General features: G+C 30.6%; 15 protein-coding genes. 5 read left to right on the top strand and 10 right to left on the bottom strand.

The genetic code is table 11. The annotated features are described in order from the left end of the window. The first annotated feature begins 46 nt into the window (after positions 1-46). The gene (locus CLV91_RS00545; RefSeq protein ID WP_121062923.1) at positions 47-2,617 is read left to right on the top strand and encodes a DUF1963 domain-containing protein; all 2,571 of its coding nucleotides are present in this window, start codon (positions 47-49) and stop codon (positions 2,615-2,617) included. A gap of 77 nt (positions 2,618-2,694) precedes the next feature. Here CLV91_RS00545 and CLV91_RS00540 read toward each other — a convergent pair whose 3' ends face one another. The 3 genes from CLV91_RS00540 to CLV91_RS00530 form a co-directional block, all read right to left on the bottom strand. Next, positions 2,695-3,096, bottom strand: coding sequence for a response regulator (locus CLV91_RS00540; RefSeq protein ID WP_121062921.1), 402 nt, complete (start codon positions 3,094-3,096; stop codon positions 2,695-2,697). A gap of 5 nt (positions 3,097-3,101) precedes the next feature. Further along, positions 3,102-7,649, bottom strand: a complete 4,548-nt coding sequence (locus tag CLV91_RS00535) for a PAS domain-containing protein (RefSeq protein WP_121062919.1) — start codon at positions 7,647-7,649, stop codon at positions 3,102-3,104. A 317-nt stretch (positions 7,650-7,966) separates the two neighbouring features. Further along, on the bottom strand, positions 7,967-8,962 hold the full coding sequence (locus CLV91_RS00530; RefSeq protein WP_121062917.1) for a DUF2927 domain-containing protein: 996 nt from the start codon (positions 8,960-8,962) through the stop codon (positions 7,967-7,969). Between the two features lie 226 nt (positions 8,963-9,188). Here CLV91_RS00530 and CLV91_RS00525 point away from each other — a divergent pair, with 226 nt between their 5' ends. Continuing rightward, complete coding sequence (locus tag CLV91_RS00525) at positions 9,189-11,744, top strand: toxin-antitoxin system YwqK family antitoxin (RefSeq protein ID WP_147406394.1); 2,556 nt, start codon at positions 9,189-9,191, stop codon at positions 11,742-11,744. 68 nt (positions 11,745-11,812) lie between these two features. Here CLV91_RS00525 and CLV91_RS00520 read toward each other — a convergent pair whose 3' ends face one another. From CLV91_RS00520 to CLV91_RS00510, 3 genes are all read right to left on the bottom strand, one after another. Then, entirely contained in the window at positions 11,813-13,828 is a 2,016-nt protein-coding gene (locus CLV91_RS00520; RefSeq protein WP_121062913.1) for a M3 family metallopeptidase, read from the bottom strand. Between the two features lie 111 nt (positions 13,829-13,939). Further along, positions 13,940-14,428: a 5-(carboxyamino)imidazole ribonucleotide mutase gene (gene purE, locus CLV91_RS00515; RefSeq protein WP_121062911.1), complete on the bottom strand. Its 489-nt coding sequence runs from the start codon at positions 14,426-14,428 to the stop codon at positions 13,940-13,942. A 4-nt stretch (positions 14,429-14,432) separates the two neighbouring features. After that, the gene (locus tag CLV91_RS00510; RefSeq protein ID WP_121062908.1) at positions 14,433-15,587 is read right to left on the bottom strand and encodes a 5-(carboxyamino)imidazole ribonucleotide synthase; all 1,155 of its coding nucleotides are present in this window, start codon (positions 15,585-15,587) and stop codon (positions 14,433-14,435) included. A gap of 116 nt (positions 15,588-15,703) precedes the next feature. Here CLV91_RS00510 and CLV91_RS00505 point away from each other — a divergent pair, with 116 nt between their 5' ends. From CLV91_RS00505 to CLV91_RS00495, 3 genes are all read left to right on the top strand, one after another. After that, positions 15,704-16,816 carry an adenylate kinase gene (locus CLV91_RS00505; protein WP_121062907.1) on the top strand — a complete coding sequence of 371 codons (1,113 nt, stop codon included), beginning with the start codon at positions 15,704-15,706 and terminating at the stop codon, positions 16,814-16,816. Between the two features lie 30 nt (positions 16,817-16,846). Further along, positions 16,847-17,848, top strand: coding sequence for a GTPase ObgE (gene obgE / locus CLV91_RS00500; protein ID WP_121062905.1), 1,002 nt, complete (start codon positions 16,847-16,849; stop codon positions 17,846-17,848). A gap of 66 nt (positions 17,849-17,914) precedes the next feature. Then, positions 17,915-18,445: a DUF4136 domain-containing protein gene (locus CLV91_RS00495; RefSeq protein WP_121062903.1), complete on the top strand. Its 531-nt coding sequence runs from the start codon at positions 17,915-17,917 to the stop codon at positions 18,443-18,445. 48 nt (positions 18,446-18,493) lie between these two features. Here the strand turns inward: CLV91_RS00495 and CLV91_RS00490 are convergent, their stop codons facing one another. The 4 genes from CLV91_RS00490 to CLV91_RS00475 all read right to left on the bottom strand — a co-directional run bounded on the left by CLV91_RS00490 (position 18,494) and on the right by CLV91_RS00475 (position 26,874). Further along, a complete protein-coding gene (locus CLV91_RS00490) occupies positions 18,494-18,868 on the bottom strand; it encodes a DoxX family membrane protein (protein ID WP_121062901.1) in 375 nt (124 codons plus the stop codon). 78 nt (positions 18,869-18,946) lie between these two features. Continuing rightward, positions 18,947-19,957 carry a transglutaminase domain-containing protein gene (locus tag CLV91_RS00485; protein ID WP_121062899.1) on the bottom strand — a complete coding sequence of 337 codons (1,011 nt, stop codon included), beginning with the start codon at positions 19,955-19,957 and terminating at the stop codon, positions 18,947-18,949. Continuing rightward, positions 19,957-20,673, bottom strand: a complete 717-nt coding sequence (locus tag CLV91_RS00480; protein ID WP_121062897.1) for a carboxypeptidase-like regulatory domain-containing protein — start codon at positions 20,671-20,673, stop codon at positions 19,957-19,959. Before CLV91_RS00480 ends, CLV91_RS00485 begins: the two co-directional genes overlap by 1 nt. Positions 20,674-20,796: 123 nt before the next feature. Next, positions 20,797-26,874 (bottom strand): alpha-2-macroglobulin family protein, encoded by a 6,078-nt coding sequence (locus CLV91_RS00475; RefSeq protein ID WP_170146680.1) that lies wholly within the window; start codon positions 26,872-26,874, stop codon positions 20,797-20,799. Positions 26,875-26,988 lie beyond the last annotated feature (114 nt).

The raw sequence follows: 26,988 nt of genomic DNA, 5'->3' as shown, positions 1-26,988 counted from the left end.
TTATGTTAATACTGCAATTTTGCAATAAAATTTCAATACACCATGTATGAGAAGTCATGTAACTGATTTATTTAAAATAGACCTACCAAATGCTTTTGAAATTTTTGATTCTTCTAAAGTAGGAATATGGGCCAATAATAAAACGATAAAATATAAGAATCAGTGGCCAATCATTAGTGTTGCGGTTTTAAAACTTTCAGACCTTTTTAGTTCCAATTATTTGGGGAGTACATGGCAAGAAAAGTTTCAGGATTCTTGTTTGTCTGTACATTTTAAATCTGAAAAAATATGTGGTAAAAACAAGAAAATAAATGATTTAGATGCTTTTTTAATAAAAGCACATACAGATGCAGTTTTTCGTGAAACTCATTTTAATATTAATTATTTTTTTGCTGGGATTTTATTAGATGATGATTATTATATAGAATTTAAAGTGGTTCATGAAAAAAATGAAGACGGGCAGTTACAAGAATGGGTAATGCAAACTTTTGAATCTTTAAAAATTCTTGGAGATAAAGCACACCGCCAGAAAATTTGGGAAGAACATCTTTTAGAGATAAAAAAAGAAGAAGAGGAATACCAAGAAAAACTAAAAGTTGTAACTGCTACAAGCATAAAGCCAGAACAAAAGATATATGATATTACTATCCCAGCAGATGGTAAAGAATATATAACTGTAGGTAACTTTAAATTTCAGTTTATTAAAGAAGATTGTAAGGCTATTATTGCTAAAATGTCTAAAGAGTTGGTGGTTACAATTAGTGCAAAAACTAAAGAGTTTAAAAAAGCTATTGCTGACGAAGTATTGGATGATTACCCAGGAGACGGACGAATAGAAATAGTTATACCAGCAAAAGGTATTCATAAAAACGGATTGCCAGATGGGCAATTACTGTTTAATGAGGGCAAGACAAATGCCCCTTTGTTTTTGCACTCTAGATTAAAGGGTTTTAATTATAGGTTAGATTTTAATGGTACTGTTATATTTAAAAAAGGTTGGCTGTTAATGGCTGGTGAAATGACTAAAAGTTATCATAATAAATCTTTCCCAATACAATTGGCAAAAAAAATGGAGGTTGAAAGTCTTAATTGGTCTAATTATCAATTTATATCTTTAAAGGAAACGGAAACCGCATCGCCAAATGATGTTTGTTTTTTAAATTTAGAAAATCCAAATTTTGTTTCCTTTCCAAAAAATATATTGGCCTTTAAAAACTTAGAAAGCTTAAGTATTTCGCAGCGTTCTAATAATTGGCAAAACCAAAAATTACCATTAAAAGAAGTTCCAAAGGAAATTTCTAAACTAACAAAGTTAAAAACATTGCATTTTAGTGGTACTTCTATACAAGAACTTCCTAAAGCTATAGGGAAGCTTACAAATTTAGAGCAATTATCTTTAGGAAATAACCTTTTGTTTGCTTTGCCAAACGGTGTATGGCAGTTACCAAAATTAAAAAATTTCTGGGTTTCTAATAATAAAATTACAAATATTCCTAATGAAATTAAGATGCCAGAGCTTCAAAATATTTCTTTAGATGGGAACTTATTAAAAACGTTGCCAAAATCTTTAGCTAAACAATCTAAATTAGGCAAGATAAACTTAAATAAAAACCCATTAGAAAGTTTGCCATCGGTATATAATACTATAAAAGTTATAGAGCTTTCTATAGAAGACAAAAAACGCTTGTTAGATTATGATTATAAAGGAGCAGATGGGAAAGGTTTAGTTTCTTGGGATAATACAATTTTTTATGCAAAAAATGATAAAGAATTAGTCTCTGAAATTGAAAAGGTCATAGTAGAAAATAAATTGGAGAAACATAAAAAGGCACTACTTAGTGTTGTTAAAAAAAGTGTTTCCTTTACGCATGAGGTAGAAGAAGATTATGCCAATTTGGGTAACCATCGTTTTGGTGGAATGCCAGATTTGCCAGAAGAAGTTCCCTATCCAAGATTTGGAGATAATTGGAGAGAAAACAAAACCAATTATATCTATGAATTTATAGGACAAATAAATTGTTCGCAAATAACACATTTGCAAGACTATTTGCCTAGAAAAGGCATACTTTTTTTCTTTTTAGAAACTTTGCATACTATCTATGGCGGAGATAGTAGCCCAGGAAAAATAATTTATATAGAAGATGAAAGCACTTTAAAATCTGGGAAAAGATTTAAGTTTTCTGAAGAAGATTATTATGAAATGGTAGAGGATAGTTACCAAGGATATAAGGTAAATGTAAAAAAAATTAATAGTGCTCCATCTTTTTATGCAAGTTATGTAAATACACATTTGTTTAAAGGAGAGGATGCAAAAAAATTACAGGAAGACGAACATTTTTTGGAAGATTTATATGACCTTTTTGAAGAACCTTTGCAAGGTAAAAATAAGTATAATTATGCTGTAAATGCTCATGCATTTACGCAGCATGAAGCCCCAGAATTACAAGCCTCTTTAAATAAAAAAGGAAACCCAGAAGATTGGATAACTTTATTAACAGTAACCTCTGCAGGCGATATGCAATGGGGAGATGCTGGTGACTTATTTTTTGTTATTCATAAGAGTGATTTAGAAAAATGTAATTTTAGTAATGTATTTATAACAATGGAGAGTAGTTAAATTATAAATGCTAGGCAGTTATAATTAACATAATTAGGTTAAGTACACACGATAATTAACTATTTCTCACTTTTTTTTTAATCCAATTTCTCTAAAATATCCATTAATTGTTGTTGCCTTATTGGTTTTGTTAAATAATCTGAGATATCTTCTATTTGTGTTGCTTTTTCAATATCTACGGGGTCTACGGAGGATGATATCATATATATGATTATATTTTTAGTAAGTTTAGATTTAATTTTTTCATATTCTTCCATAAATTGAAAACCATCCATTACTGGCATGTTTATGTCTAGAAAAATTATGTCTGGTAATTCCTCTTGGTTATGGAGTTTATCTAGCATAAAATTAGTTGCTTCTAAACCATCATTAAAAACTTTAATTTCGCCAACGGAATCTAAAGATTTTAGATTTAGAGACATGGTGTATTGGTAAATTTCATCATCATCTACAATACAAACATTCAATTTATTTTTCATTTTTTTTAATTAAAAGTTATAAAAAAAGTAGTTCCAACATTTACTTCACTTTCTGCATAAATGGAACCTCCCATAGCTTCTATTTGTGTTTTTGTCATAAAAAGGCCTATTCCATTAGCTTCTGGATGTCTATGAAAAACCTTATTTAACCCAAATAATTTATGACCATGCCTTTTTAAATCTATGCCAAGACCATTGTCTTTAATAGATAATTTTATTTTCCCATTAACTGTGTCAGACTTAATTTCAATTTCTGGATTACGGTCTGGAGATTTATATTTAATTGCATTACCTATAAGGTTTAGAAAAATACTTTCTAAGTATATTTGATTATATGTAATAGTATCCTTGTTAGAAAAATTATTTTTAATTACTGTTTTGGTTTTTAAAATTTCGGCAGCTAAAATTTCTTCGGTTTTATTTAGGGTTTCTTTAAAGGAAAGTTTTTGCATAGTCACATCCATATTGTTAGTAACTTTTAAAGACTCAATTAAAGAGTTTAATGTAACAGTAAGGTGGTTAATTACAATTTCAAATTTATCAAAAAGAACCTCTTTTAAGTTTTCATTACCTTCACCTTTCCAAAGATCTAATAATGCATTTAAATTACTTACAGGAGCTCTTAAATTATGAGAGGTAATATGGTTAAATTCTGCAAGTTGTTTGTTCCTTGCAGTTAATTCGGCTGTGGATTTTTCTAGATTGTTATTAGTTTCTATTATTTTTTCTTGAACTCGCATTTGTTCTGTTATATCTCTGCTTGTTCCTATAACTTCAATAACTTTTCCACTTTTATTCTTTTTTACATTTCCAATAGCCTCAATAGTTCTAATGGTTCCATTTTTAAGAATTATTTTATATGTGATTTTTTTAAATATTTTATTGGTCATGATTTCATTAAGATGATTTACTAAATTCTCAAAATCATCAGGGTGTATACGTGTTAGAAATTTATCAAAATTCATGGGTATACCAATTTCAAAATCATAAATCCTATAGGAATTTTTGGACCATTTAAACTCATCAATGATTGGATTGTAGATAAACGAACCAATCATTGCTAAATGTTCTGCTTTATTAAGCTGTTGGTTCTTTTTTATTAACTCTTTTTCTTTTTTTACATTTTCCGTTATATCTTGACTTGAACCTATTAATTCAGTTACTTTTCCATCTTTATTGGTAATAACAGTACCAACTACTTCAATAGTTTTAATGTCACCATTTTTATGTTTTAAATGATGAACAAATTTTTCGAATACTTTAGTTTCAACAAATTTATCTCTTTGTTCTTTTAAATATTTTTTATCCTTTAGAGGTAAATGAGTTAGGAATTTATTAAAATTCATTGGGGTTCCAACTTTAATATCAAAAATACGGTATAAATTGTCAGACCAAATAAATTCGGCGCTGGGTACTTTTAAGCGCCAGTAACCAATTAGTGTTAGTTGTTCTACAAAAGTTAATAGTCGGTTTTTTTCTATGAGCTCGTTTTCTTTATTCCTTTTTTCAGTAACGTCTCTAGTTGCGCCAATAATTTTAGTTATATCTCCATTATTATTGGTTACTAGTTTACTGGAAATTTCTAAAGTTCTTTGAGAATTATCAGGGCAAATTATAGTGTGCGAAAATTTTTGAAAGTTTTTATTGGCAACGGAAAGTTGTGCATGTTTATATATTATTTCATGTTCTTCTTCCGGAATTCTTGATAAATACTTTTTAAATGTTATTCTAGAACCTTTTTCAAACCCAATAATTTCATACAAATTATCGGACCAAGTAAATTCTTTAGTTATTGGATCCCATTCCCACGACCCCATTTCAGAAATATTTTCTGCAACAGCTAGTAATTGATTCTTTTCTAATAACTCTTGTTTGGCTTGTATCCTTGTAGTAATATCTTGTGTAGTGCCTATAAGGTTTGTAATATCTCCTTCTCCATTTGTGCTTGCATACCCTATTACTTCTAAGGTTTTTACTTGGCCATTATCTAGTAGAATACGATATCTAGTTTTACTGAACTCTTTTTCTGTAAGTATTTGTGCCTCATTTTTTTTAACATAATCAAAGTCTTCTGGATGTATATAGGAATAAAAAAGATCAAGATTTATTGGTGTGCCAATTTCAATACCAAATATTCTATAATGGTTATCAGACCATATAATTTCATTTTTAATTATATCCCATTGCCAAGAACCTAGGTCTGCTATTTTTTCAGCAAAATTAAACTGTTGGTTTTTTTGCGTTAACTCTATTTCTTTTTGTATTCTTTCTGTTACATCTTGGCAAGTTCCTAACATTTCTATAACATCACCATCTTTATTGGTTATGATTTTACCAACCGTTTTTAGGGTTTTTATTTTTCCGTTTTTTAATTGTATTCTATACGTTGCATTTCTAAAATTTCCATCTTGCATTCCTGCTTTAAGGTTCGATATTACAGTGCTTTTATCTTCCTCATAAACGTAACTTATATAGGTTTCATATTTTACAGGTTCGTTTTTATCATGCTCATAAATGTTATACATATTATCGGACCATATCACAGTATTGGTTTTTGGATTCCATTGCCAGTTCCCAATTCTAGTCATTTTTTCTGCAATACGTAATTGTTGGTTTTTTTGAGTTAATTCTATATTTATAGTTTCACTTTCTGTAATGTCTAAACATGTGCCAAGTAATTCTAATACCCCGTCATATTTATTTATTGATATCTTACCAGTAATTTGAAGAATTCTTATTTCACCACAATTTACTATGATTCTATGCATAAAATCATAAAATTTATTGTCATTAATTGATTGGTTAATTTTTTCTTTAACAAACTCTTGGTCTTCTGGATGAATGCAATTAAAATAAGATTCAAAAGATAACTTCTCTTCTTTGGGATGCTCAAACATTTTATAGAGATTCTCTGACCAAAAAACAGCATTAGTGTTTGGCTTGTATCTCCAAAATCCCATATTAGTTAATTGCTCTGCAAAATGCAATAACTCATTAGCTTCTAGTAATTCTTGTTCTATACTTAAATTATTTGTAATGTCTCTAATACTACCAATTAGTTCTACAGCTTTCCCTTTTTTATTAGTAATAGGTTCTGCAATAACTTCTAGGGTTGTATAGGTCCCGTTTTTTTGTAATATGCGATGCGTAAATGTACTGGCCTTATTGGTTTCTAATATTTTTTGAATAGCTTTTTTTACAGGTTCCCTATCCTCTGGATGCGTATTTGCATTGATTAATTCAAAACTAATTTTTGTACCAACCTTTATGCCTAATATTTTGTATAAATTATTGGTCCATTTAAATTCATCTTTTTCTATATTCCATTGCCAAGAACCAGCTTTTGCTACTTTTTCAGTTAAATTTAATTGCTTATTGGTTTGATGTAACTTTATTTTTGAGTTTAGTTTATCGGTAATATCTTGGCAAGTGCCATAAATTTCTACAACCTTTCCTTTACTGTTTGTTATTGTGTCTGAAACAATTTTCACTGTTTTAACAGTTGCATCCTTTACTATAATGCGATGCGTAAATGTTATAGATTTTTTTTCTTCTTTTATTTCATCTAACTTAGATTTAATATAATCTCTGTCCTCAGGATGTATTAGGTTAAATAGTAGTTCTAGGTTAGTTTTGGTGCCATGTTCAATATCAAAAATTTTGTACATGTTATTTGTCCAACTAAACTCCTCATTTTCTAAAATTAATTTATAACAACCTACTGCTGTAATATTTTCAGTTTGTTGTAGTTGTTTATTTTTTTGAAGTAGCTCTTTTTTTTCAGCTAGTTCTTGCGTTATATCTTGGCAAGAACCAACAATATTAAGGATTTCTCCTTTACTGTTTGTTATGACTTTACCAGCGGATTTAAGGGTTTTAATAGCGCCGTTTTTTAGTTGAATACGATAGGTAGAGTTATTATATTTTTTATGAGCTATTGCGTCTTCAAATTTTTTGGTTACATGTTCTTTGTCTTCTTTATAGATATAATCTAAATACACTTCATAAGTAACTGGAGTGTTTTTGTTATGGTTAAAGATAGTATATAAATTATCTGACCATTTTAATTCATTTGTAATTAAGTCCCAATTCCAGGAACCTAATTTTGCTAATATTTCGGCAGTTTTTAGTTGCTGGTTTGTTTTAGTTAAGCTTAATTTAGATTTTTTAGATTCTGTCAGGTCTATTATAGTGCCAAGAATTTTTATGCAATTATCTTTTTCAAATACTGGTTGGCCAGATACTTGTAAGTATTTATTATTTCTTTTTGCAGTTCTTATATCATGTTCTAAAACAAATGACTTTTTAAGTTTTAAGGCATTGGCGTGTATATTGCAGAAAAGCTCTTTTTGTTTGGGGTCTTTTATAAAATTAAAAATATTGTCTAATGTTGGGATAAAATCCTCCGAAACCTCATATATTGATTTTAATACATTATTCCAGTAAATTTTTTTTGTGTTAACATCAAATTGGAATATACCAATATGTGCTACTTTGTTAGTGTTTTCTAACAGCTCTAGGGTTTGGTTAATATCAAATTTGCTATTATTCAAAACTGTTAGTTTTTTTACAAAGAATATTTTTTGGGAAAAAACCCATTATCTTGTATGTTTTAAACTACAATATATCAAATAAATTTATATTTTATTGTAAATGATAAATAAATTAGAGCAACGACAAATATTTAAAACCCCCTTGTTTTATTGGGAATCTTAGTTTTTTATTTTAAAAGTGAATCTAAATTTATTTAAAATAAAATAGACAAATACATGTAACGCATCTGCCTATTTATAACTTATTATTTTATGAAGAATAACATTCTTGTAAGAATGCTTACTTGATAATCAAAATTTATACGCTACGTGGTTATTTACCTTAATAAAATTAGATTCCCAACAGCATTGTTTAATTCTTCTGCAGTTGTTCCAGGAACCATATCTTCATGGTAAAGAAAACGTATAATTTCTTTTTCTACATCTAAAAAGTCGTTATTTGGACTTATAGTAGAGCATAAAAAGCTCTTTTCCTCATCACATTTATTTGAGTGACCAAGACCTAAGGAGTGTCCTATTTCATGTTTTAGTAAAGTTTCTATTGGACTAGATATCCAAATTCTAGAATTATTAAGAGCAAGGCCAGTTCCAGAACTTATAGCATATCCATGATACGCTTTACCTTCAATAATCTCATACATATCTGGCCATAGAGCCTCTATTTCTTGGGCTTCTCCGTAATATAAATGGGCGTTAGACTCTGCTTTGGTATCTACAATAGTAATTGAGAATTCTCCTAAATTAAATAAGGTGTTATACTGGTCTAATACACTTTGTACCGTTGCACGGTAGTCTGAGCTTATAGTACCGTCTAGAAAAATTTTCATTGGTGCTCCCCATTTTTGAATAGCGCTTAAGGTGTTAGAGTCTTCCCATAAAGTTAAATATCTAAAATAATCTACAAGCTCTTTTTGTTCTGCGGTTAAAACAGCATATTCCTCAATATTTTCTAGAGTAATAGTAATATCTTCATCTACAATAGTAGTACCATCAAAAACAGATATGGTAGCAGAAATACTTGGCGTAGTTTCAAAATCTAATATGGTATTCTCGCCTATAGTAATTTCTCCGGTGTTTTCATTTATTATTAAATCGGCTTCAGATTGTATCGTATAGGTTAGCGCATCATTATCTTTATCTATAGCTTTAATAGTACCAATACTGCTTTCAAAAGCAGAATGTTCTTCGATACTAAAACTTTGATTAGCTGTAAATTCTGGATTGTTATTACCTATATCATTAGACTCATTAGTAGAATCTTTACTACATGAAAAGATTAATAAAGAAAAAATTGGAATAATAATTTTTTTCATATTTTTTTATTTGGGCTCAAATTTATTCAGCATTTATAATTTAATGATACCTGTAAATAGGGTTTTTAATTACAACTATATAGGTTTTTTAAAACGGTAGGTTTAGTAATAAAATTGTATAACTATAAAATAGAGCTACTGTTTTATAGTTATACTTTTATAAAATCCCTAAATACAGGGATGCTTAACGTATTTTTTAGGAATACTTTTGTTAAAAATAAATTACATGATGAAGGTAGTAAAGAGTTTAAAACAATTAATAATAGTTGTAGCAGTAGTATTATATAGTACTACTAATATAGTAGCCCAGCAAGATACTTTGTGGTATGACTCTAAATGGAAGAAAACTACACAAGAAAATGCAAGTTATTATAGACCACCTGTAAAAGCAGAAGGAGATTTTTTTAGAGTAAAAGATTATTACAAGTCTGGTATTTTACAAATGAATGCTTTATCTAAATATGTTGATAAAGACTTTTGGGAAGGTAAGGTTACTTGGTATAAAGAAAATGGAAAAGCTTACCAGGAGGGTACTTATAAAAATAATAAGTTAGATGGAGAATATATAAGTTATATACAAGATAAAAAGATAATTTCTACCTATAAGAATGGCAAATATGTAAGTGGGGAAACAAATTTAAACTACAGTTCTTATTATATTTATTTTAAAGAAATTGAAGATGGTTTTAAGAGAACATATCATAATGGAGATTTAAATGGATTGCGATACGAAGAGTATTTAGATAAGGAACACAAAAAAAAATACACGAAGTATTATGATAAAAAAGGAGAGCTCTTAGGAGAATCTAAATATTTATCTAACGGAAATAAAGCAGGTATAGAGGTGTATTATAATTACAATCCATTTTCTATATCTAGTATACAATATTATTCTAAAGGAGGAGCTGTGCTAGGTAAATCTGTATATTATAAAAGCGGAAATATAAGAGAAAAATTTATTTCGGAACCAAGCTATAAAACAGTTTATTATACTACTAAAGGGGAAGAATTGGGTTCTTTAACCTATACTATGATAAATTCTTATTTGAGCCCTAATAATGGGACACAATATACTTTTAAATCTAATTATTCATACTCCAAAAAAGAAGATAAAAAGGAAGAAGATTGGCTTTCTTATAGCACTGTTTATGAAGAAGGGAAAATTGTAGAGTCTACAGAAAAGTATAAGAATGGAAAAATAAAATCCCATTTCACCTATAAAGATGGTGTTAAGTTGTTAGATGTTTTTTATGATGAAGAAGGGAAAGAAAAATCACGTTTAAGTTATAAAAATTACAAACCTTATAATGGAATACAATATAACAGAGATTCTAAAATAACCTATGTAGACGGAGATTTAATTGAAGAGATAAAATACTACCCAGAAACTAAGATTAAATTCATGGTTTCAAAAAATGATTTACAAACGTATTACGATAAAAAAGGAAAGGTTTTGGGTACCTTAACATTAAGAAGTGGGTCTTACGGATCTCCAGAAGATGGTGTTAAGTATAGTTATTATAATGGTGTTTATGATAGAATAGAAGAATATAAAGCAGGAAGAAAAATAAAAGTAACTACTTTAAGAAAAGGTAATAATGATGCTTATTATAAAGCAATTGAGGGGTATGATTCTAGCGGTTATAATAAAGAAAAAGAAATAAGATTTTATAGTAATGGAAAGGCGCAAAGTAATACAGTTTTTAAAAATTACAAACCAGTTCTAGGGGTATATTTTAATGAGAAAGGAGAGAAAATTGGTACTTATGATTTTGTAACAAAAGAAGGAAAGCGTTATGAGTTTTTCTACGAATCTGACCAAATAAAAGAAGTAGAAGAAATAAAAAACGGAAAGTTAATTAGTGCTTTAACTTATGAAAGGGTTTATAATTATGATAAAAAAGGCTATGAATATGTAGTAGTAAAAGATATAGATAGTTCTAAAGATGCTAAATTTTTTGATAAAGATGGAAAGTTAATTGCTAAAGCTACTTTTAAAAATGGGGAATTATATAACGGTACTACTTTTGATGCAAAAAATAGAGTCTTGTATACTATAAAAGAGGGAAAGAAAAATGGTAATTATGAAAAGTATGATTATAATTCTAGTGTGCTAGAAAAAGGTGCTTATAAGAACAATTTAAAAGAGGGGCTCTTTGTAACCTACAATGCTTCTGGTTCTAAAAAGTCATCCGTAAATTATGTTAATGGTAAACCAGAAGGAGACGCTATTTATTATAAAGGAGATGAAGTACTAAGTAAAATAACGTATAAAAATGGCAAGCCTTATAAAGGAAAAGTAACTAATTACAATTCATATTCAGATACGTATCAAGAAGATACTTATGTTGATGGGAGTTTAGTAAAATCTATAGATACTAAAAAGGATGGAAAAATTATAACAACACATACCAGTAAAACAAATAAAGAGATTGTTAAGTATAATTTAAATGATAAAAAGGTCTTAACTTATAATTTGCATAATGAAAGTTTAGAGGGAAAAGTTATTGGTTATGATGATGAGGGTAATGTAGAAAGAACAGCAGAATTTGAGAATGGTAAATTAGTAGCTGGGAAAGTAAAAATAAAAGGACAATCTTATAACACTCCTTCTAGCTATATTTTTTTAATAAGAACAGATACTACTTTTGCTATTGAACAATATAATGAAGATGGTTTAGAATATAAAGCTTTTGAAAAAGTGGAAAAAGGAATTCGTTTACAGCATTTATATAAACTAGATTCTAAAACGGAGTACATTTATCATACCGATTTATTATAAGAACTTAGCATAAAAAAAAGCTCCACTAGTACTACTAGTGGAGCTTTTTTGTTTTTAGTACGAACTAGTTATAACAAACCAGCACGCTCTAATAAAGCTTCGACCTTAGGTTCTGCGCCTCTAAAACGTTTGTATAAAACCATTGGGTTTTCGGTTCCGCCTTGGGAAAGTACATTGTCTTTAAACTTTGTAGCAACCTCTTTATTAAATATTCCTTTTTCTTTAAAGTATGCAAAAGCATCAGCATCTAAAACCTCTGCCCATTTGTAACTGTAATATCCAGAAGAATACCCTCCTTGAAAAATATGTGCAAAAGCAGTACTCATACACGTTTCTTTTGTTTCTGGGTATAAGTTTGTTCCAGTAAACGCTTTTGTTTCATGTGCTTTTACATTTGTAATTTTTGTTGGATCTGAACCATGCCAAGACATATCTAACAAGCCAAAACTTAATTGGCGTAGTGTTGCCATGCCTTCTTGAAAAGTGGCCGATTCTTTTATTTTTTGAACCAAATCCATTGGGATTAATTCTCCTGTTTCATAATGTGTAGCAAAAAGCTCTAAAGCTTCTTTTTCATAACACCAGTTTTCTAAAACCTGACTTGGTAATTCTACAAAATCCCAATACACAGATGTTCCAGATAAGCTAGGATAGGTTGTGTTTGCGAGCATTCCGTGTAGCCCATGACCAAATTCATGAAAAAGAGTAGTAACCTCGTTAAAGGTTAGTAAAGATGGTTTGCTTTCAGTGGGTTTGGTAAAGTTACATACGTTAGATATATGTGGGCGTACATTTTCTTCGCCTCTTTTGTATTGTGATTTGAAAGAGGTCATCCAAGCACCACCACGTTTTCCTGCTCTAGGATGAAAATCTGCATAGAAAAGTGAGATGAAATTCTTTTCTAAATCATAAACCTTATATGTTTTTACTTCTTCGTGATAGGTGTCTATATCAAAAACCTCTTCAAACTGTAAGCCAAAAAGTTTTTCAGATACTTTAAAAACGCCAGAAATAACATTCTCTAGTTTAAAGTATGGCTTTAGAATTTCATCATCCAAATTAAAAAGTTTTTGCTTTAATTTTTCAGAATAATAAGAGCCATCCCATTTTTGTAATTGGTCTATACCATCTAGTTCCTTTGCAAAATCTTCTAGTTGCTTAAACTCTCGTTCTGCAGCAGGTTTTGCTTTTTCTAATATTTCGCTTAAAAAAGCTTGTACTTTTTCTGGCGTTTCTGCCATACGTTCTTCTAAAACAAAATGTGCATGTGTTTTGTATCCTAAAAGATTAGCACGCTCATGTCTAAGATTTGCAATTTGCAATACATTTTCCTGGTTGTCTAAATCATTGCCTTTAAAACCTTTGCTCCCAAAAGCTAAAGTAAGTTCTTTACGTAGCTCACGGTTACTAGCATATTTCATAAAAGGAATATAGCTTGGGTAGTCTAAGGTAATTAACCAACCATCTAAATCTTTAGATTTTGCTAATTGCGCAGCAGCTTCTTTAGCACCATCTGGTAAGCCGTCTAAATCGGCTTCGTTAGTAAGGTGTTTTTGGTAGGTATTGGTTTCTGCTAAAATATTTTCACCAAATTGTAATTTTAGTTTTGCAAGAGCTGCATCGATCTCTCTAAGCCTGGTTTTTTTGTCTTCTGGCAGGTTAGCACCATTACGACTAAATGCCTTATATCTTTTGTCTAATAAAGTTTGTTGTTCTGTACTTAGTGTTAGTGTCTCTTTTTGGTCATATACCGCTTTAACTCTAAGGAATAAATCTTTATTAAGCGTAATATCATTCCCAAATTCAGATAAAAGAGGAGAGATTTCTTGTGCTATTTTCTGAATTTCTTCATTAGTTTCTGCAGAATTCAGGTTAAAAAATACACTAGATATTCTGTCTAATTGTTGTCCAGAAAACTCTAAAGCTTCAATAGTGTTTTCAAAACTCGGAGATTCAGAATTTCCTGTAATGGTATCAATCTCTGCTCTAGCATCTTTCATTGCCTGTAAAAAAGCAGGTTTAAAATGTTTGTTTTCTATAGTAGAGAAAGGAGCAGTATCAAAAGGAGATAATAATGGATTCATGTATTCAAGTTCAAGTTTAAGCGTCAAACCTGTCTGTCTTTGCAGAATTCAAGTTTAAAACTCTCAATAATATTTATATTAATTTTTTAAAGCTTAATTCTGTACTTTTTACTAAATACTTCGTACTTCTTTCGCACCATCAATAACTTTTTGTTTAAGTCCTTCCTTGTAAAGAATAATTTTATCTAGTACACATTTATCGCCACTACCAATTATTTGTGCCGCAAGAATACCTGCATTTTTTGCGCCATCTAAGGCAACAGTTGCAACAGGAACACCACCAGGCATTTGCAAAATAGAAAGAACAGAATCCCAACCATCTATTGAGTTACTGCTTTTTACAGGAACACCAATTACAGGTAGGGGAGACATAGAAGCTACCATTCCTGGTAAATGTGCCGCGCCGCCAGCACCTGCAATTATTACGGAATACCCGTTAGTGTGCGCATTTTTACTAAAATCGAAAAGTTTTTCTGGAGTTCGGTGTGCCGAAACTATATCTACATCAACCTCTATATCAAAACCTTTTAAAATATCTATTGCATCTTGCATTACAGGAAGGTCGCTTGTGCTTCCCATTACTACGGCTACTTTGCTCATATCTTTATTTGCTTATAACTTTTATTGTTTCTTTTACTTGTTGTGCAATTTCTCTTGCCTTACTTAAATCTTTATTTACTATGGTTACATGACCCATTTTACGAAAAGGGCGTGTTTGTTTTTTACCATAAATATGAGGGGTTACACCTTCTAATTTTAGAATTTGCTCCATGTTTTCATAAACAACATTACCTGTATGGCCTTCGGCACCAACTAGGTTTACCATAATTCCGGCTACTTTATTTTCAGTACTTCCTAAAGGTAAATCTAAGATAGCTCTTATATGTTGTTCAAATTGATTGGTGTAACTGGCCTCTATAGTTTGGTGTCCGCTATTGTGTGGTCTTGGAGCAACCTCATTTACCAAAATTTGGTCATCCTGAGTTTGAAACATTTCTACAGCTAGTAACCCAACTTGTTTTATTTTGTTAGAAACTTTTAACGCTATTTCTTGTGCTTTTTTTGCTACATCTTCATTAATTCTTGCTGGGCAAATAACATATTCCACTTGGTTAGCTTCTGGATGAAATTCCATCTCTACCACAGGATAGGTAACTACTTCTCCAGATGCACTACGGGCAACAATTACAGATAACTCATTTTTAAAAGAAACCATTTCTTCTGCAATGCATTCTACATTTGGTAAGTCTTTTAAATCTTCTGCCTTACGAACTACTTTTACCCCTTGTCCGTCATACCCAAATTGGGCAGCTTTCCAAACAAAAGGAAACCGTAACCCGCCATTTTCAATGCTGTCTTTTATTTCGCTAGTATATGCAAAACGGGAGAATGCAGCTGTTGGAATGTTATTATCCGTATAAAATAATTTTTGAGTAGCTTTATTTTGAATAATACGTAAAGCCTTTGTTGGCGGATATACTTTTACTCCTTCGTCTTCTAATTTTTCTAAAGCTTTAGTGTTTACATTTTCAATCTCTATAGTAAGTACATCTACACTTTTTCCAAAATTATAAACGGCATCAAAATCTAATAAATTTCCTAAAACAAATTCATTGCAAGCAATTTTAGAAGGTGCATCTTCCGATGCTTCTAATACTTTAGTTTGTATGTCAAATTTTCGCGTTTCATACAATAGCATTTTGCCAAGTTGCCCACCACCAAGAATACCTAATTTAAAATCTGAAGAAAAATAACTCATGTTTATACTATACTTTAGTAAAAATAATAACAAAAATACAGCTAAATCTTAGAAACCAATTCTATATAATCTAAAAACCACCATCAAAATGTTATCTTTGCCAACTTAGTAAAATTATGGGACTAATAAAACTTCAGGATAAAACCTTTAAACCTTTTTTAAGCGAAGAACAAATTCTTGCTGCTGTAAAGAGTGTTGCAGATAAAATTGCTGCGGATTATAAAGACCAAAATCCAATTTTTGTAGGTGTACTTAATGGGTCTTTTATGTTTGTTTCCGATTTTTTAAAAGCCTATGATTTTCCATGCGAAGTATCTTTTGTTAAATTAAGCTCTTACCAAGGCTTAACATCAACAGGAATAGTAGAAACGTTATTAGACTTGCCAGAAAATATTGAAGGTAGAAGTGTAATTATATTAGAAGATATAATTGATACTGGAAGGACCTTAAAAGAACTTATTCATTTGTTTAGTAGAACAAATGTAAAAGAATTTAAAATAGCTACTTTATTTTATAAATCTAGCGTTTACAGAGGGGAATACCCTATAGATTATTTTGGATTAGATATTCCAGATAAATTTATTGTAGGCTATGGCTTAGATTATAATGAACAAGGTAGAAACTTAAAAGAAGTATATCAACTAAACCAAACAACTATGATTAATCTTGTCCTATTTGGAAAACCAGGAGCTGGGAAGGGCACCCAGGCCGAATTTTTAAAAGAAAAATATAATTTAAAACACATTTCTACAGGAGATGTTTTTAGATTTAATATTAAGAATGGTACCGAATTAGGAACATTAGCAAAATCTTATATAGATAAAGGAGAATTGGTTCCAGATGAGGTTACTATTAACATGTTACAGGCTGAGGTGGAAAAAAACCCAGAAGTTGCAGGTTTTATTTTTGATGGTTTTCCTAGAACTACTGCACAGGCAGAAGCTTTAGATGCTTTTTTAGAATCTAAAGACATGACTATAAACGCTACAGTAGCTTTAGAAGCTAATGATGAGGTACTAATTCAGAGATTATTAGAAAGAGGAAAAGTTAGCGGCCGATCAGATGATCAGGACGAAAACAAAATTCGTAATCGTTTTGATGAATACAACTTAAAAACGGCTCCTCTTAAAGAATTTTATGAAGGGCAAAGTAAGTTTTATAGCGTAAATGGTATTGGAAGTATTGCTGAAATTACAGAGCGTTTAGCAGGTGTTATAGATAATTTATAGTAGAGATAACAGGAATAATAAGTTGTACGTATGACGGAGGGGAATTTTGTAGATTATGTAAGAGTGTTTTTAACTTCTGGTAATGGAGGTAAAGGTTCTGTACACTTGCATAGAGAAAAGTACATAACAAAAGGTGGCCCCGATGGTGGAGATGGTGGTCGTGGCGGACATGTTATTCTTAGAGGTAATAAAAACTTATGGACATTAGTAACTTATAAGTTTAAGAAACACTTTAAAGCAACACATGGAGAACACGGTGCTAAAAGCAGAAGTACTGGTGCCGATGGAAAAGATGTGTATTTAGATGTGCCATTGGGTACTATAGTTAAAGACCCTGAAACGGAAGAGGTAATCTATGAAGTTACTAAAGATGGCGAGGAAATAATTATTCTTAAGGGTGGTTTAGGTGGCCGTGGTAACTGGCATTTTAAGTCGCCTACAAACCAAACGCCACGTTATGCCCAACCAGGAATGGAAGGGGATGAGAAAGATTTTATATTTGAATTAAAAGTATTAGCAGATGTAGGTTTGGTAGGTTTTCCTAATGCAGGAAAATCCACATTACTATCTGTAATAACATCTGCAAAACCTAAAATTGCAGATTATGAGTTTACTACATTAAAACCTAATTTAGGAATAGTACAGTATCGCGATTTTCAGAGTTTTGTAATGGCAGATATTCCTGGAATTATAGAAGGTGCTGCAGAAGGAAAAGGATTAGGTCATTATTTTTTAAGACATATAGAACGTAATTCTACTTTGTTGTTTTTGATTCCTGCAGATAGTAAGGATATTGGTAAAGAGTATGAAATTCTTTTGGATGAATTACGCCGATATAATCCAGAATTACTAGATAAAGAAAGACTTATTGCAATATCTAAAAGTGATATGTTAGATGAAGAACTTATTGCAGAAATGAAGGTTGAGTTAGATAAAGACCTTGAAGGAGTGCCTTACATGTTCATATCTTCAGTAGCGCAATTGGGCATTACAGAGCTAAAAGATAAACTTTGGAATATGCTTAACGTTTAATCGAAAAAATCTATTTATGTAGATTTTCGCACTCTTTTTTATGTACATTTATAAAAAGCATGTACTATGAAAAAGTTATTTTCTTTACTTTTTGTTCTTGTTTTATTTTCTTGTAACGCTGTTCGTGTGCAGTATGATTTTGAGAAAACTACAGATTTTACAAGCTACACTACCTATAATTATTTTTCAGACTTAGAAACAGGCTTAAGCGATTTAGATACTAAAAGATTACTAAAAGCTTTAGATATAGCCATGCAAACCAAAGGAATGCTTTTGTCTGAAGAGCCAGATTTTTATATAAATATTGAGAGTAAAATATACCAGACCGCAAATGGGAATACTGTAGGTGTTGGGGTAGGTGGTAGTGGTAATTCTATTGGCGATGGCGTATCTGTAGGTATTCCAGTAGGGCAGCCCAAAATGAAAAGAGAAATAACTTTCGATTTTGTAGATATAAAAAAGGATGCACTTTTTTGGCAAGCTATAAGTATAGACACTTACAAAGAGAACCATACACCAGAAGAACGAGAATTACATTTGCAGACTTTAGTAAATAAGGTGTTAGATAAATATCCGCCAAAGAATAAGAAAAAATAAAAATGGCTTCAAGTAATTGAAGCCATTTTTAGATGCGTTTTTTAATACTTATGCCTTAAGTAAATCAGTATAATGGTCTTTGTAACCATAAAGCATTATAATATTAAATACGATTAAAATTATGGAGCCAGCTATTGTTGTTGGTTCTAATGTTCCATGGTATAAAACTGCATTTATGGATATACTCATTAGAATAACCATAAGTAAAGCCCCAAATTTATTTATAAGTAAAGATAAACCTGCAATAATTTCAATAATAGCAACTATGTGCATTGTTTTTGTAACTTCTAGAGCTTCTAAATAATTTACAGCATTTTCTGTTTCTGGTACAAATATTATAAAATCAAAAAATTTGTTTAATCCAAAAAATAAAAGGAAAAGTCCAAAAAGGATGCGTAATACTAGAAATACTTTTGAATTCATGATACTTGGTTTTAGTTGTTGAACTCTAAAAATACGTAATATTTTTCTTTAAGTTTTATAAGATTATTGTGTTTTCGACTACTTGCGCGTTTTTACTGTATAGGTGGCAATTATTAATCCATCCACTTTAATGTGGACATCATAATATCCTGTTTTATTAAATGTGTGTTTTAGAGTGCATTTATTTTTAACCTTTATAGTTTCTGGGGTACTAGTTATAGATTTACTGCCGTTAACAATAACCAAAGCTATTTCTTCACCTGTGAATTGTTTAGTTTGCAAAAGTTCAAAATGAACCGATTTGTTTTTTTGAATTTCTATATGCATGACTTCTGGAGAAACTGGAATAATACCATTTGAAAAAGCTTCTTTATAAACTATAGGTCCGTTAATGAATTGAGAAAAAGAAGGGGTAGTGGTCATTAAAGTCCAATCTAAATCTAACGGATAATGGTTTTTAATAAATAAGGAAGGTTCTCCTAAAAAATACCCATCAAAATAATCTGCTATAAATTTTGGTTCGCCTTCTTCAATCATTACTCTTCCAGCGGACCAAGTGGCATCAGATAAATACCATTTATCATTTAATTTAACCACATTCCAGGAATGATTAGGGAGGCTATTTTTATCTAATTTTAAATTAGCAGTACGACCAAAACCATTTATTATTTTGCATTCTAAAGCTGCCAACTTAGCAAGTTCTCTTATTAAATAGGCATAACCTGTGCATGCAGTTTTCTTATGATGTAATAGTTTTTTAAAAACCTTTGGTGTAAAACTAGAGTTCCATTGCAAGAATGCTTCTCTGTCTTTATTAATTTTTTTTCTATTCTTTTTAGTCTTTAAATAGGAAGAGTAGTCGTTTTCTATATTAGTGCAAACCCAAGTATAGATAGCTCTAAATTTTTCAACCTCAGTATCTAGGCTAGAAGTTAATTTTTGAGTTAAAAGCGGTAAATTTTTTAAATTTTCACCTTTATAATTATTGGCAATACTATCCGCTTTCTTAAAACTAATAGATTTAAAATCACTACGTTGGCCAAAAGAAATTATAAAGGTGAAAATAAAAAATATGGTAAGGCCTTTCATTATTTAAATAGACCTATGAACTTCTGAAATACATTTTGCTTTGTTTTGTAAACTCCGCCTATTTCTATTTCTCCCATGAGTTCAACGTCCGCGTTAGTGAAATTAACAGTTATATTGATAGTCTCTGAAGTACTTTCTTTTACTTTGTATTCCTTAGTATCATATCCTATATAACTAAAAACTAGAATGTCATTTTTTCCTAGTTTTTTAGGGAATTCAAAATTACCATCTAAATCTGTTACAGTACCTTCTGCTGTTCCTTTTAGTATAACATTAACGCCGGGCAAAGGAGTATTTTCTTCATCTAGAACAATTCCTTTTACAGTATAGGAAGAATATGCATTAGAAACCTTCCCAACCGTGATACTAGAAATTCCAGTTTTTATTTCTGAATCTGTGCTAGCTATTTCTTGTGCTTGTACATTAGAAACGGCACATAATGCAAGTAAAGAGAAGCCCATAGTTGCAATTCCTTTAGATATATAATTAGTCATAGAATGCTGTTTGTTAGTTTGTAATTGAGATGATTTAAAGCGCCCACAAGTATTTGCTCTAGGAACTAGAAAATAGTTGTTAATTTCTGTCATACGCATAGAAGTAAAATCGATAACTTCTTTTTCGCAGGAATTACAGTATCCTCCTAATTCAGTTTTACTAAAGGTATCAAAATTTTCTGAACACGGTTTTTGAATGGTAATATTATTATCATTTTTCATACTACTTTGGTTTTAGATTATACCTCTAAACTATGTTCTTTATAGTATTCTTGAAACCAAAATTTAGTAAACCCTCCTCAATTTTAAGTAAAACCACTTATTCACTTAGGTAACTATTTATCTCTATTCAATTTTAACTCTAATACCTTCACTATGACTGCTAAATTCTGGAGCGTACATGCTTTGAATAGTGGTAATGCCATTACTAAAATCTCCAGCATTATTAACAAGTACATCATACTCAAATACATAAATGCCTTTTGGTAAATAATCAAAAAAGAAATTAGTGCTAGCATCTTTAGTACTTTCATAGTACCCAAGACCATCTTGCCATTTGTATTGCGAGAATACATTTACAGGTTCAAAACCTGCGGCACGCATATCTTTCATATGAATATATTGCATGGTTCTATCTGCTTTTAGCTCTATACGTACGCGAACTAAATCGCCCACTTTTATATTTGTTTTAGAAGTAATTTCTGATAATTGCTCTCCAGTGTCTGTATTTTTCTTCAAAAACAGTTTTTTCTTTAATTGTAATGGCGTTTTTGCAGATGTAATTTTATCTAAATCTTCAAAATATTGCCAGTACAAGGCTCCCCAAGCAATACCATTTCCTTTTTTAGAGATGTTTACTTCCCCTAAAGAATTATTTATTTCATTGGTATTCCAGGTAGTCTTATAATACCCTGTACCTGCTTCTGTTTTTACTTCTTTTAATTTTTCAGGTGCAATTTTATTTCCACCGATTAAAACATCTACAGTCTCGGATACAGAAAGCCAATCACTTCCTTGCAGTAGCAATGCATATACTGCTTCTGTAGTTGCTTTGGTAGTTTTCCATTGATTGGTTTGTTTGTTTTTAAGTAACCAAATTTTAAGATTATCAACAGTAGTAATATCATTCTCTATCTCAGAAAAAGCTTCAATAAGTAAGGCTTGTGTTTCTATTGGTGCTTGGTACCAATACCAAGAATTGGTGTTTTCTTTCCAATACATTCCTAATTCATCCGATGTAATGCTATTCTCTTTTAATGACCTTAGGATTTTAGAAGCTGTAGTTGCATCTTTTGCTCTATGACTAATTAATGCAAGCATTCCTTTTCTATACAAACTATTCGCTTTCCAGTATTTTTTGGTTTGACCTAAATAGTAATCTGTTATTCCTGCAACTTTTTTAGATTTTTTATACTCCGTGAAAAAGCTACGCATGTATAAGTAATGAATCTGTGTACTGGTTAAATGGTTGTCTTTTATATTAGTTGCATGCTTTTTCATGTACTCGTACTCCTTCACAAATTCTCTGTCTAAATAGGAAATAGCCTTTTTTAGCATAGCTGAAACCTCTTTATTGTTTTCGGTAACTTGTAGCTGTTTTAAATGCCCTAAGCCTGAAACAATATGTTGGGTAATAAATCGGTTCTCACGACCGCCTTTAAACCATGGCCATGCGCCAGAAGACATTTGATTTTGCTGTAATTTTAAAAGTGCAGTGGCTTGTTCGTTTTGCATTTTGTTTAGATTAAACAAAAGTGCAATACGTTTTTTCTGTTCCGTTTCAGATTGTGCATCTCTAAGCCAGGGAGTTTCTTGAATTAATAGCGATTTTAATTCTTGATTCTTTTCTAAATTACTGACCAAAGCATCTGTTGATCCTGTCGAAGTAGCCCATTGCTTAAATACTTCCTGAATTCTAGGATTACTATTTGCAATATGGCTAGCCAATGCATTTGCGTAATATCTAGAGAAAGTCTGTTCATTACACTCATAAGGGTACTCCATTAAATAGGGTAGTGCTTGCACTGCATACCAAGCAGGGTTGCTGGTAATTTCTAAAGTAAGTTTATGATGTTTTAGTGTTGTGCTAGGGTCGTTGAGCGGAGTTGAAACGAGTTTATCTAAAGTAAAGGTTTTAGATTGATTACTGCGAACCCACATAGGTAGTGTTTCTGTAACCAACATTCTATTGCTTAAAACAGGAAGTACATTTTGTTCTCCATCGCTAAAATCACCAGCTTTTGCAATTACAGTATATTGCAAACCTTGTAACCCTTCAGGAATGTTTAATTTCCAAGATACTTGAGTATTGTTTAGAGAGTCCACTGTAAATGGAAGTCTTGTTTTAGAACCAATTAGTGTATCAGATATAGATTTCCCAGTTAAAACATCGGTTAGTTTTAACTCTGCCATTCCAGACAGTTTTTTGTCGGTAAGGTTGGCAATTTTGCTACTGATAATAATGTCATCTCCTTCTCTTAAAAAACGTGGAGCATTAGGTACTACCATAAGTTCTTTTTGCGTAATTGTATGCATGGTAGAAATAGCGCTCTCTCCAGTTTTGTTATGTGCTAATAATTGAAGTTTCCATTTGGTTAATGCCTCAGGAGTGGTGAAACTAAACGTTACATTTCCTGCTGCATCGGTTTGTAAATGCGGAAAGAAAAAGGCCGTTTCTTGTAGATTAGTACGAATTTTAACTGGTTCTTCTTTTTTAGAATTATCTTCTATTGTTTCTTTATCTTTTCTTTTGCTTTCTGGTTTTGATATTTTTTTCTCTGAGGTATAACCTACTACAGCATCCATTTCTCCTTCAGAATCTTCCATAGCCATTTCTGCTACTTCTACATTGCTTTCCATTATTGGCATAGGGGCACCGCTTTTCACCATTCGTCTACTTCTACCATAATTTGCATATCCAAATTGAAGACCAAACCATTGGAAAGAATCGTAATATTGTTGTTTATAACTATATCCGTTATTAAAAAGATTATAAGAATTAAAGTAAGTAGTATTAAAACTATTGTAGCCGTTTATTGAGCATTGAGAATAATAATAGGGTTGTGCGTTAGGAGAAAAATACCAGTTATGTCCTCTAAAGGAATCTAAAGAAGCATCATACATACTTGCAAGCAATTCAGCAGAAACCTTTTCTCCTTTAGCTCCTTTTATTTTAAAAGACCAAGTTTCTTCTGTTCCTGGTTGTAGTTTATCCCTAAAGGTTAAAGTTTCTATTTCTAAATCTTTTTTAGGATAAGGAACTGATATATTTATGTTACTACTTATAAAAGAATTGTAAGCAGAAAAACTATAAGAAATTGAAAACCCACCTAAGTCATTCTTCTCTACAGGTATTGTAATTGTTTTGCTTGTACCTTTTATATTTATAATTTGCGTATTTACTAATTTTCCAGATTTTTCAATAAATAATGTTACGTCTAAATCTTTAACATTAGAGAATAAGCTTAGTTTTACTTTATCGCCAATTGCATAAGAAGGTTTGTCTGTCTTCATATGAAAAAGTTGATTATCTGCTAACTTCTTATCTTTGTCACTATATAAAGTAGTGCTAGCTACATCTTTTACCAGGTTTCCAAATTTGTCTTTGGTTTCTAATTCTATTCGGTATTTTCCAGATTCCCAATCTTTGATTGAATTTAGTTTTAGTTCGGTAGATTTTTCTGTATTAAACGTACTTTGCCAAACCATTTCTCCTTTTTTCCATGTATCTGAATTATGCTCATCCGAATAACTTTCATTAGGGAATAATTTTTTAAACTCTTCTTTGTTCCAAGCATTGTAATCAGGAGCATTCCAAGGTCTTGTTCTAAGAACAAAATTAGGAGCTTTTAGCTTATAAATTTTTATAGTTCCTTTTGTAGAAACAGCAGAGCCATTAAGGTTTTGAGTGTATACCTGTATGGTGTTATTTTTATTTTCTTTATCTAATAAGTTAAGAATATTTACAGTTGCAGTTAAGGTATGATAGCCTACTTGTACTACAGTAGAAGTACTATGCGTTTCTCCATTAATATCAGTAACATCTGCAGTAACTTCATAGCTAAAAGTTGGAGAATCTGCTTTGTCTAAGGAATTATCTGGGATTGCTTTAAAAGTAATATCATACAAACCACTATCATTAGATGTAACTTCTCCATGGGTAATTTCTTGTGGTTCTATATGTCTATACGGTCTATAACTCCAATAGTACCATCTAGGAAAGTAAACAACCCTTTTTACTCTATAGCTAACTTTTGCATTGGTAATACTACTGCCCGAAAATGCGATAGCTTTACCTGTTACTTTAATACTATCATTAACCTTGTAGGTTTCCGTGATTGGATTAAAAGAAGTTTCAAATTTTGGCCTTTTATATTCTTCTACAGAGAAATTTGTAGTTCCATTTAGATTGCTTTTAGAGGAACTTACATAGATAGAAAAATTACCAGTAAGCCCGTTATTTGGAAGTATAAAATCACCTGAAAAAGAACCGTATTCGTTTGTTTTAAAATCTACTTTTTTTACTTCTTGATAATTGGCATCTCTAAGCGTTACAGTAACATTTGTATTTACTAATAAGGTAGATTTTTCTTTGCCTTTTTGCAAAGCAATTCCTTTAAAGTATAATGGTTGTCCTGGTCTGTAAATGCTTCTGTCTGTAAATAGAAAACAAGAATTTGTTACAGAAGGAGAGTTTCTATTATATTTTTGATTAATGTAGAATTCGCCAAAAAAAGCTTTGTCATCTGTGTTTTTGGCTTCAATATGAACATCGCTCCACCCTTGTTTAGAAAGGGCAATTTGTGCAAAACCAAGTTTGTCTGTTTTTAAATTTTCAGTTAGTTTTTTTCCATTATAATCAATGCGATAGGTAAATTTTAAATTGGTATTAGGTTTTGGTTTTCCATTAGTTCTATCAATAATTTGATATCTATAAAAATCTGGAGTTCTTGTTTCTACAAGGGCCATATTTGTAACCTGCAAAGCTTTATATGCAAAAGAAACATTGTCATCTTTAGATTCTACCAAGAATAAGTAATGACTGCTTTCTAATTCAGGAATTAACACTTCTACGCTATGTGTTTGGTAATCTTGTTCATTAGGAAGGGTTGCATTCCATTGTTTATGAACTTTAAGAGTTTTAATAAAATCTAATTGTTTTTTTTCAGGATAAAGTTTGCTAAGTTTTTGTAATTCTGAGCTATTTATTTTTATTGCAGAAAGTTCTAAGTTTTCGTGATTTTTATAGGTTACCAGTATTTTTGAAGGTTTGTTAGTTGGTATATATTCTTCTGCAGTTACCTGAATACTTTTTCCTAAAATAGAAGCTTTTAAAGAACGACATTGGTCTGCACCATAACTTTTTGGAAAGCTAGAAATAGTTTGCTCACATAGCGTTAAAGCTTCTTTTAATTTCCATTTATTATTAGTGTTGGTAGAGTTATATGTTACTCCCCATTGCTGATAAAGGGTAGCTATTTCATAATTATAAAGTGCAGAAATAGCTTCTTTCTTATAATTTTCAGCATTATTTTGTAATGTATGAAGGTATTTTAAGTCTTTGTCCTTAATAACAGCATTTCCATAAACATACTTTAATCGTTCTATATCTATGTTTGCAAAGGCCTTTAAAGATGTATCATTAAAATGAAAAGATAATAATTGCTGGTATATTTCTAATGCTCTAAATTCTAATGATGTTTTATCTTTTGTATCAATTTTTTCTTTTATAAATATAGAAGCGTCACACAAATAATTATCGTTATTAATCTCAAACTTATCTGCGGGTCTGGTAATACTTGTTTCGTTGGTTTTATAAAACTCTAATGCGTTATGCGCTAAAGCATCGAATAAGGTAGGTCTAAATGTTTCCGAATTAGTTTGATGATGAAGAATTGTATAAAACTGAGTAATAGGTATTTCTTGTAATCCTTTTGTGTATAATAAAGAATTAGAAAAATGAAGGTTTATTTCATGAAATAGAGTAGTTAAGTCCCAAGTTCTAAAATCTTTGCTATTTACTTTGTTTTCTGTGTTTGTTCTATTATAAAATTGGTATCTATTTTGTTGAAAATATTGCCAGTATAAATTTGCTAAATAACTTTCTAGTACGTTTTTAGTGGGGAATGACGCATTTTCTATTTCAGTATTGAAATCAGAAATTATTTTTAGTTGTGCATCTTCTTCTAAAGTCATTGCATACTTTGAAGCATGTAAAAGCGCTTTAATTTTTTGCGCCGTATTATTTTCTTTACTTGCTTTTTTAGAAATAGTTTGCACTACTTCTAATGCAGATTTGGTCAGAGCTTCATTTTCTAATTGTTCTACTTTTTGCCATAGGGCTTCAAAAGAATTACTAGATTTTTGTGACTGCATCATTTGCGCAAAAAAGATTATAGTGAGTATTGTGATAGTATTTTTCATCTATATAAATTTACGTAACAAATATGAACTCTTATTGTTTTTAATACAAGTTTAAATGAGTAAAGTGTCCCTTATAGTTAGTGAACGTTACTTTTTGGTGTTTAGTAAAGGAAA

The sequence above is a fragment of the Maribacter vaceletii genome (assembly GCF_003634105.1).
Lineage (GTDB): Bacteria > Bacteroidota > Bacteroidia > Flavobacteriales > Flavobacteriaceae > Maribacter_B > Maribacter_B vaceletii.
The sequence above is the reverse complement of the archived record's forward strand: the minus strand, read 5'-3'. Positions and strand labels throughout refer to the sequence as shown.

Excerpts from the sequence above, each read along its gene's own strand:
- CLV91_RS00490 (WP_121062901.1), bottom strand. The coding sequence starts at position 18,868 with ATGAATTCAAAAGTATTTCTAGTATTACGCATCCTTTTTGGACTTTTC.
- CLV91_RS00480 (WP_121062897.1), bottom strand. The coding sequence starts at position 20,673 with ATGAAAAATGATAATAATATTACCATTCAAAAACCGTGTTCAGAAAAT.
- CLV91_RS00495 (WP_121062903.1), top strand. The coding sequence starts at position 17,915 with ATGAAAAAGTTATTTTCTTTACTTTTTGTTCTTGTTTTATTTTCTTGT.
- purE (WP_121062911.1), bottom strand. The coding sequence starts at position 14,428 with ATGAGCAAAGTAGCCGTAGTAATGGGAAGCACAAGCGACCTTCCTGTA.
- CLV91_RS00540 (WP_121062921.1), bottom strand. The coding sequence starts at position 3,096 with ATGAAAAATAAATTGAATGTTTGTATTGTAGATGATGATGAAATTTAC.
- CLV91_RS00545 (WP_121062923.1), top strand. The coding sequence starts at position 47 with ATGAGAAGTCATGTAACTGATTTATTTAAAATAGACCTACCAAATGCT.
- CLV91_RS00510 (WP_121062908.1), bottom strand. The coding sequence starts at position 15,587 with ATGAGTTATTTTTCTTCAGATTTTAAATTAGGTATTCTTGGTGGTGGG.
- CLV91_RS00475 (WP_170146680.1), bottom strand. The coding sequence starts at position 26,874 with ATGAAAAATACTATCACAATACTCACTATAATCTTTTTTGCGCAAATG.
- CLV91_RS00520 (WP_121062913.1), bottom strand. The coding sequence starts at position 13,828 with ATGAATCCATTATTATCTCCTTTTGATACTGCTCCTTTCTCTACTATA.
- CLV91_RS00505 (WP_121062907.1), top strand. The coding sequence starts at position 15,704 with ATGGGACTAATAAAACTTCAGGATAAAACCTTTAAACCTTTTTTAAGC.
- CLV91_RS00485 (WP_121062899.1), bottom strand. The coding sequence starts at position 19,957 with ATGAAAGGCCTTACCATATTTTTTATTTTCACCTTTATAATTTCTTTT.
- obgE (WP_121062905.1), top strand. The coding sequence starts at position 16,847 with ATGACGGAGGGGAATTTTGTAGATTATGTAAGAGTGTTTTTAACTTCT.
- CLV91_RS00525 (WP_147406394.1), top strand. The coding sequence starts at position 9,189 with ATGATGAAGGTAGTAAAGAGTTTAAAACAATTAATAATAGTTGTAGCA.
- CLV91_RS00530 (WP_121062917.1), bottom strand. The coding sequence starts at position 8,962 with ATGAAAAAAATTATTATTCCAATTTTTTCTTTATTAATCTTTTCATGT.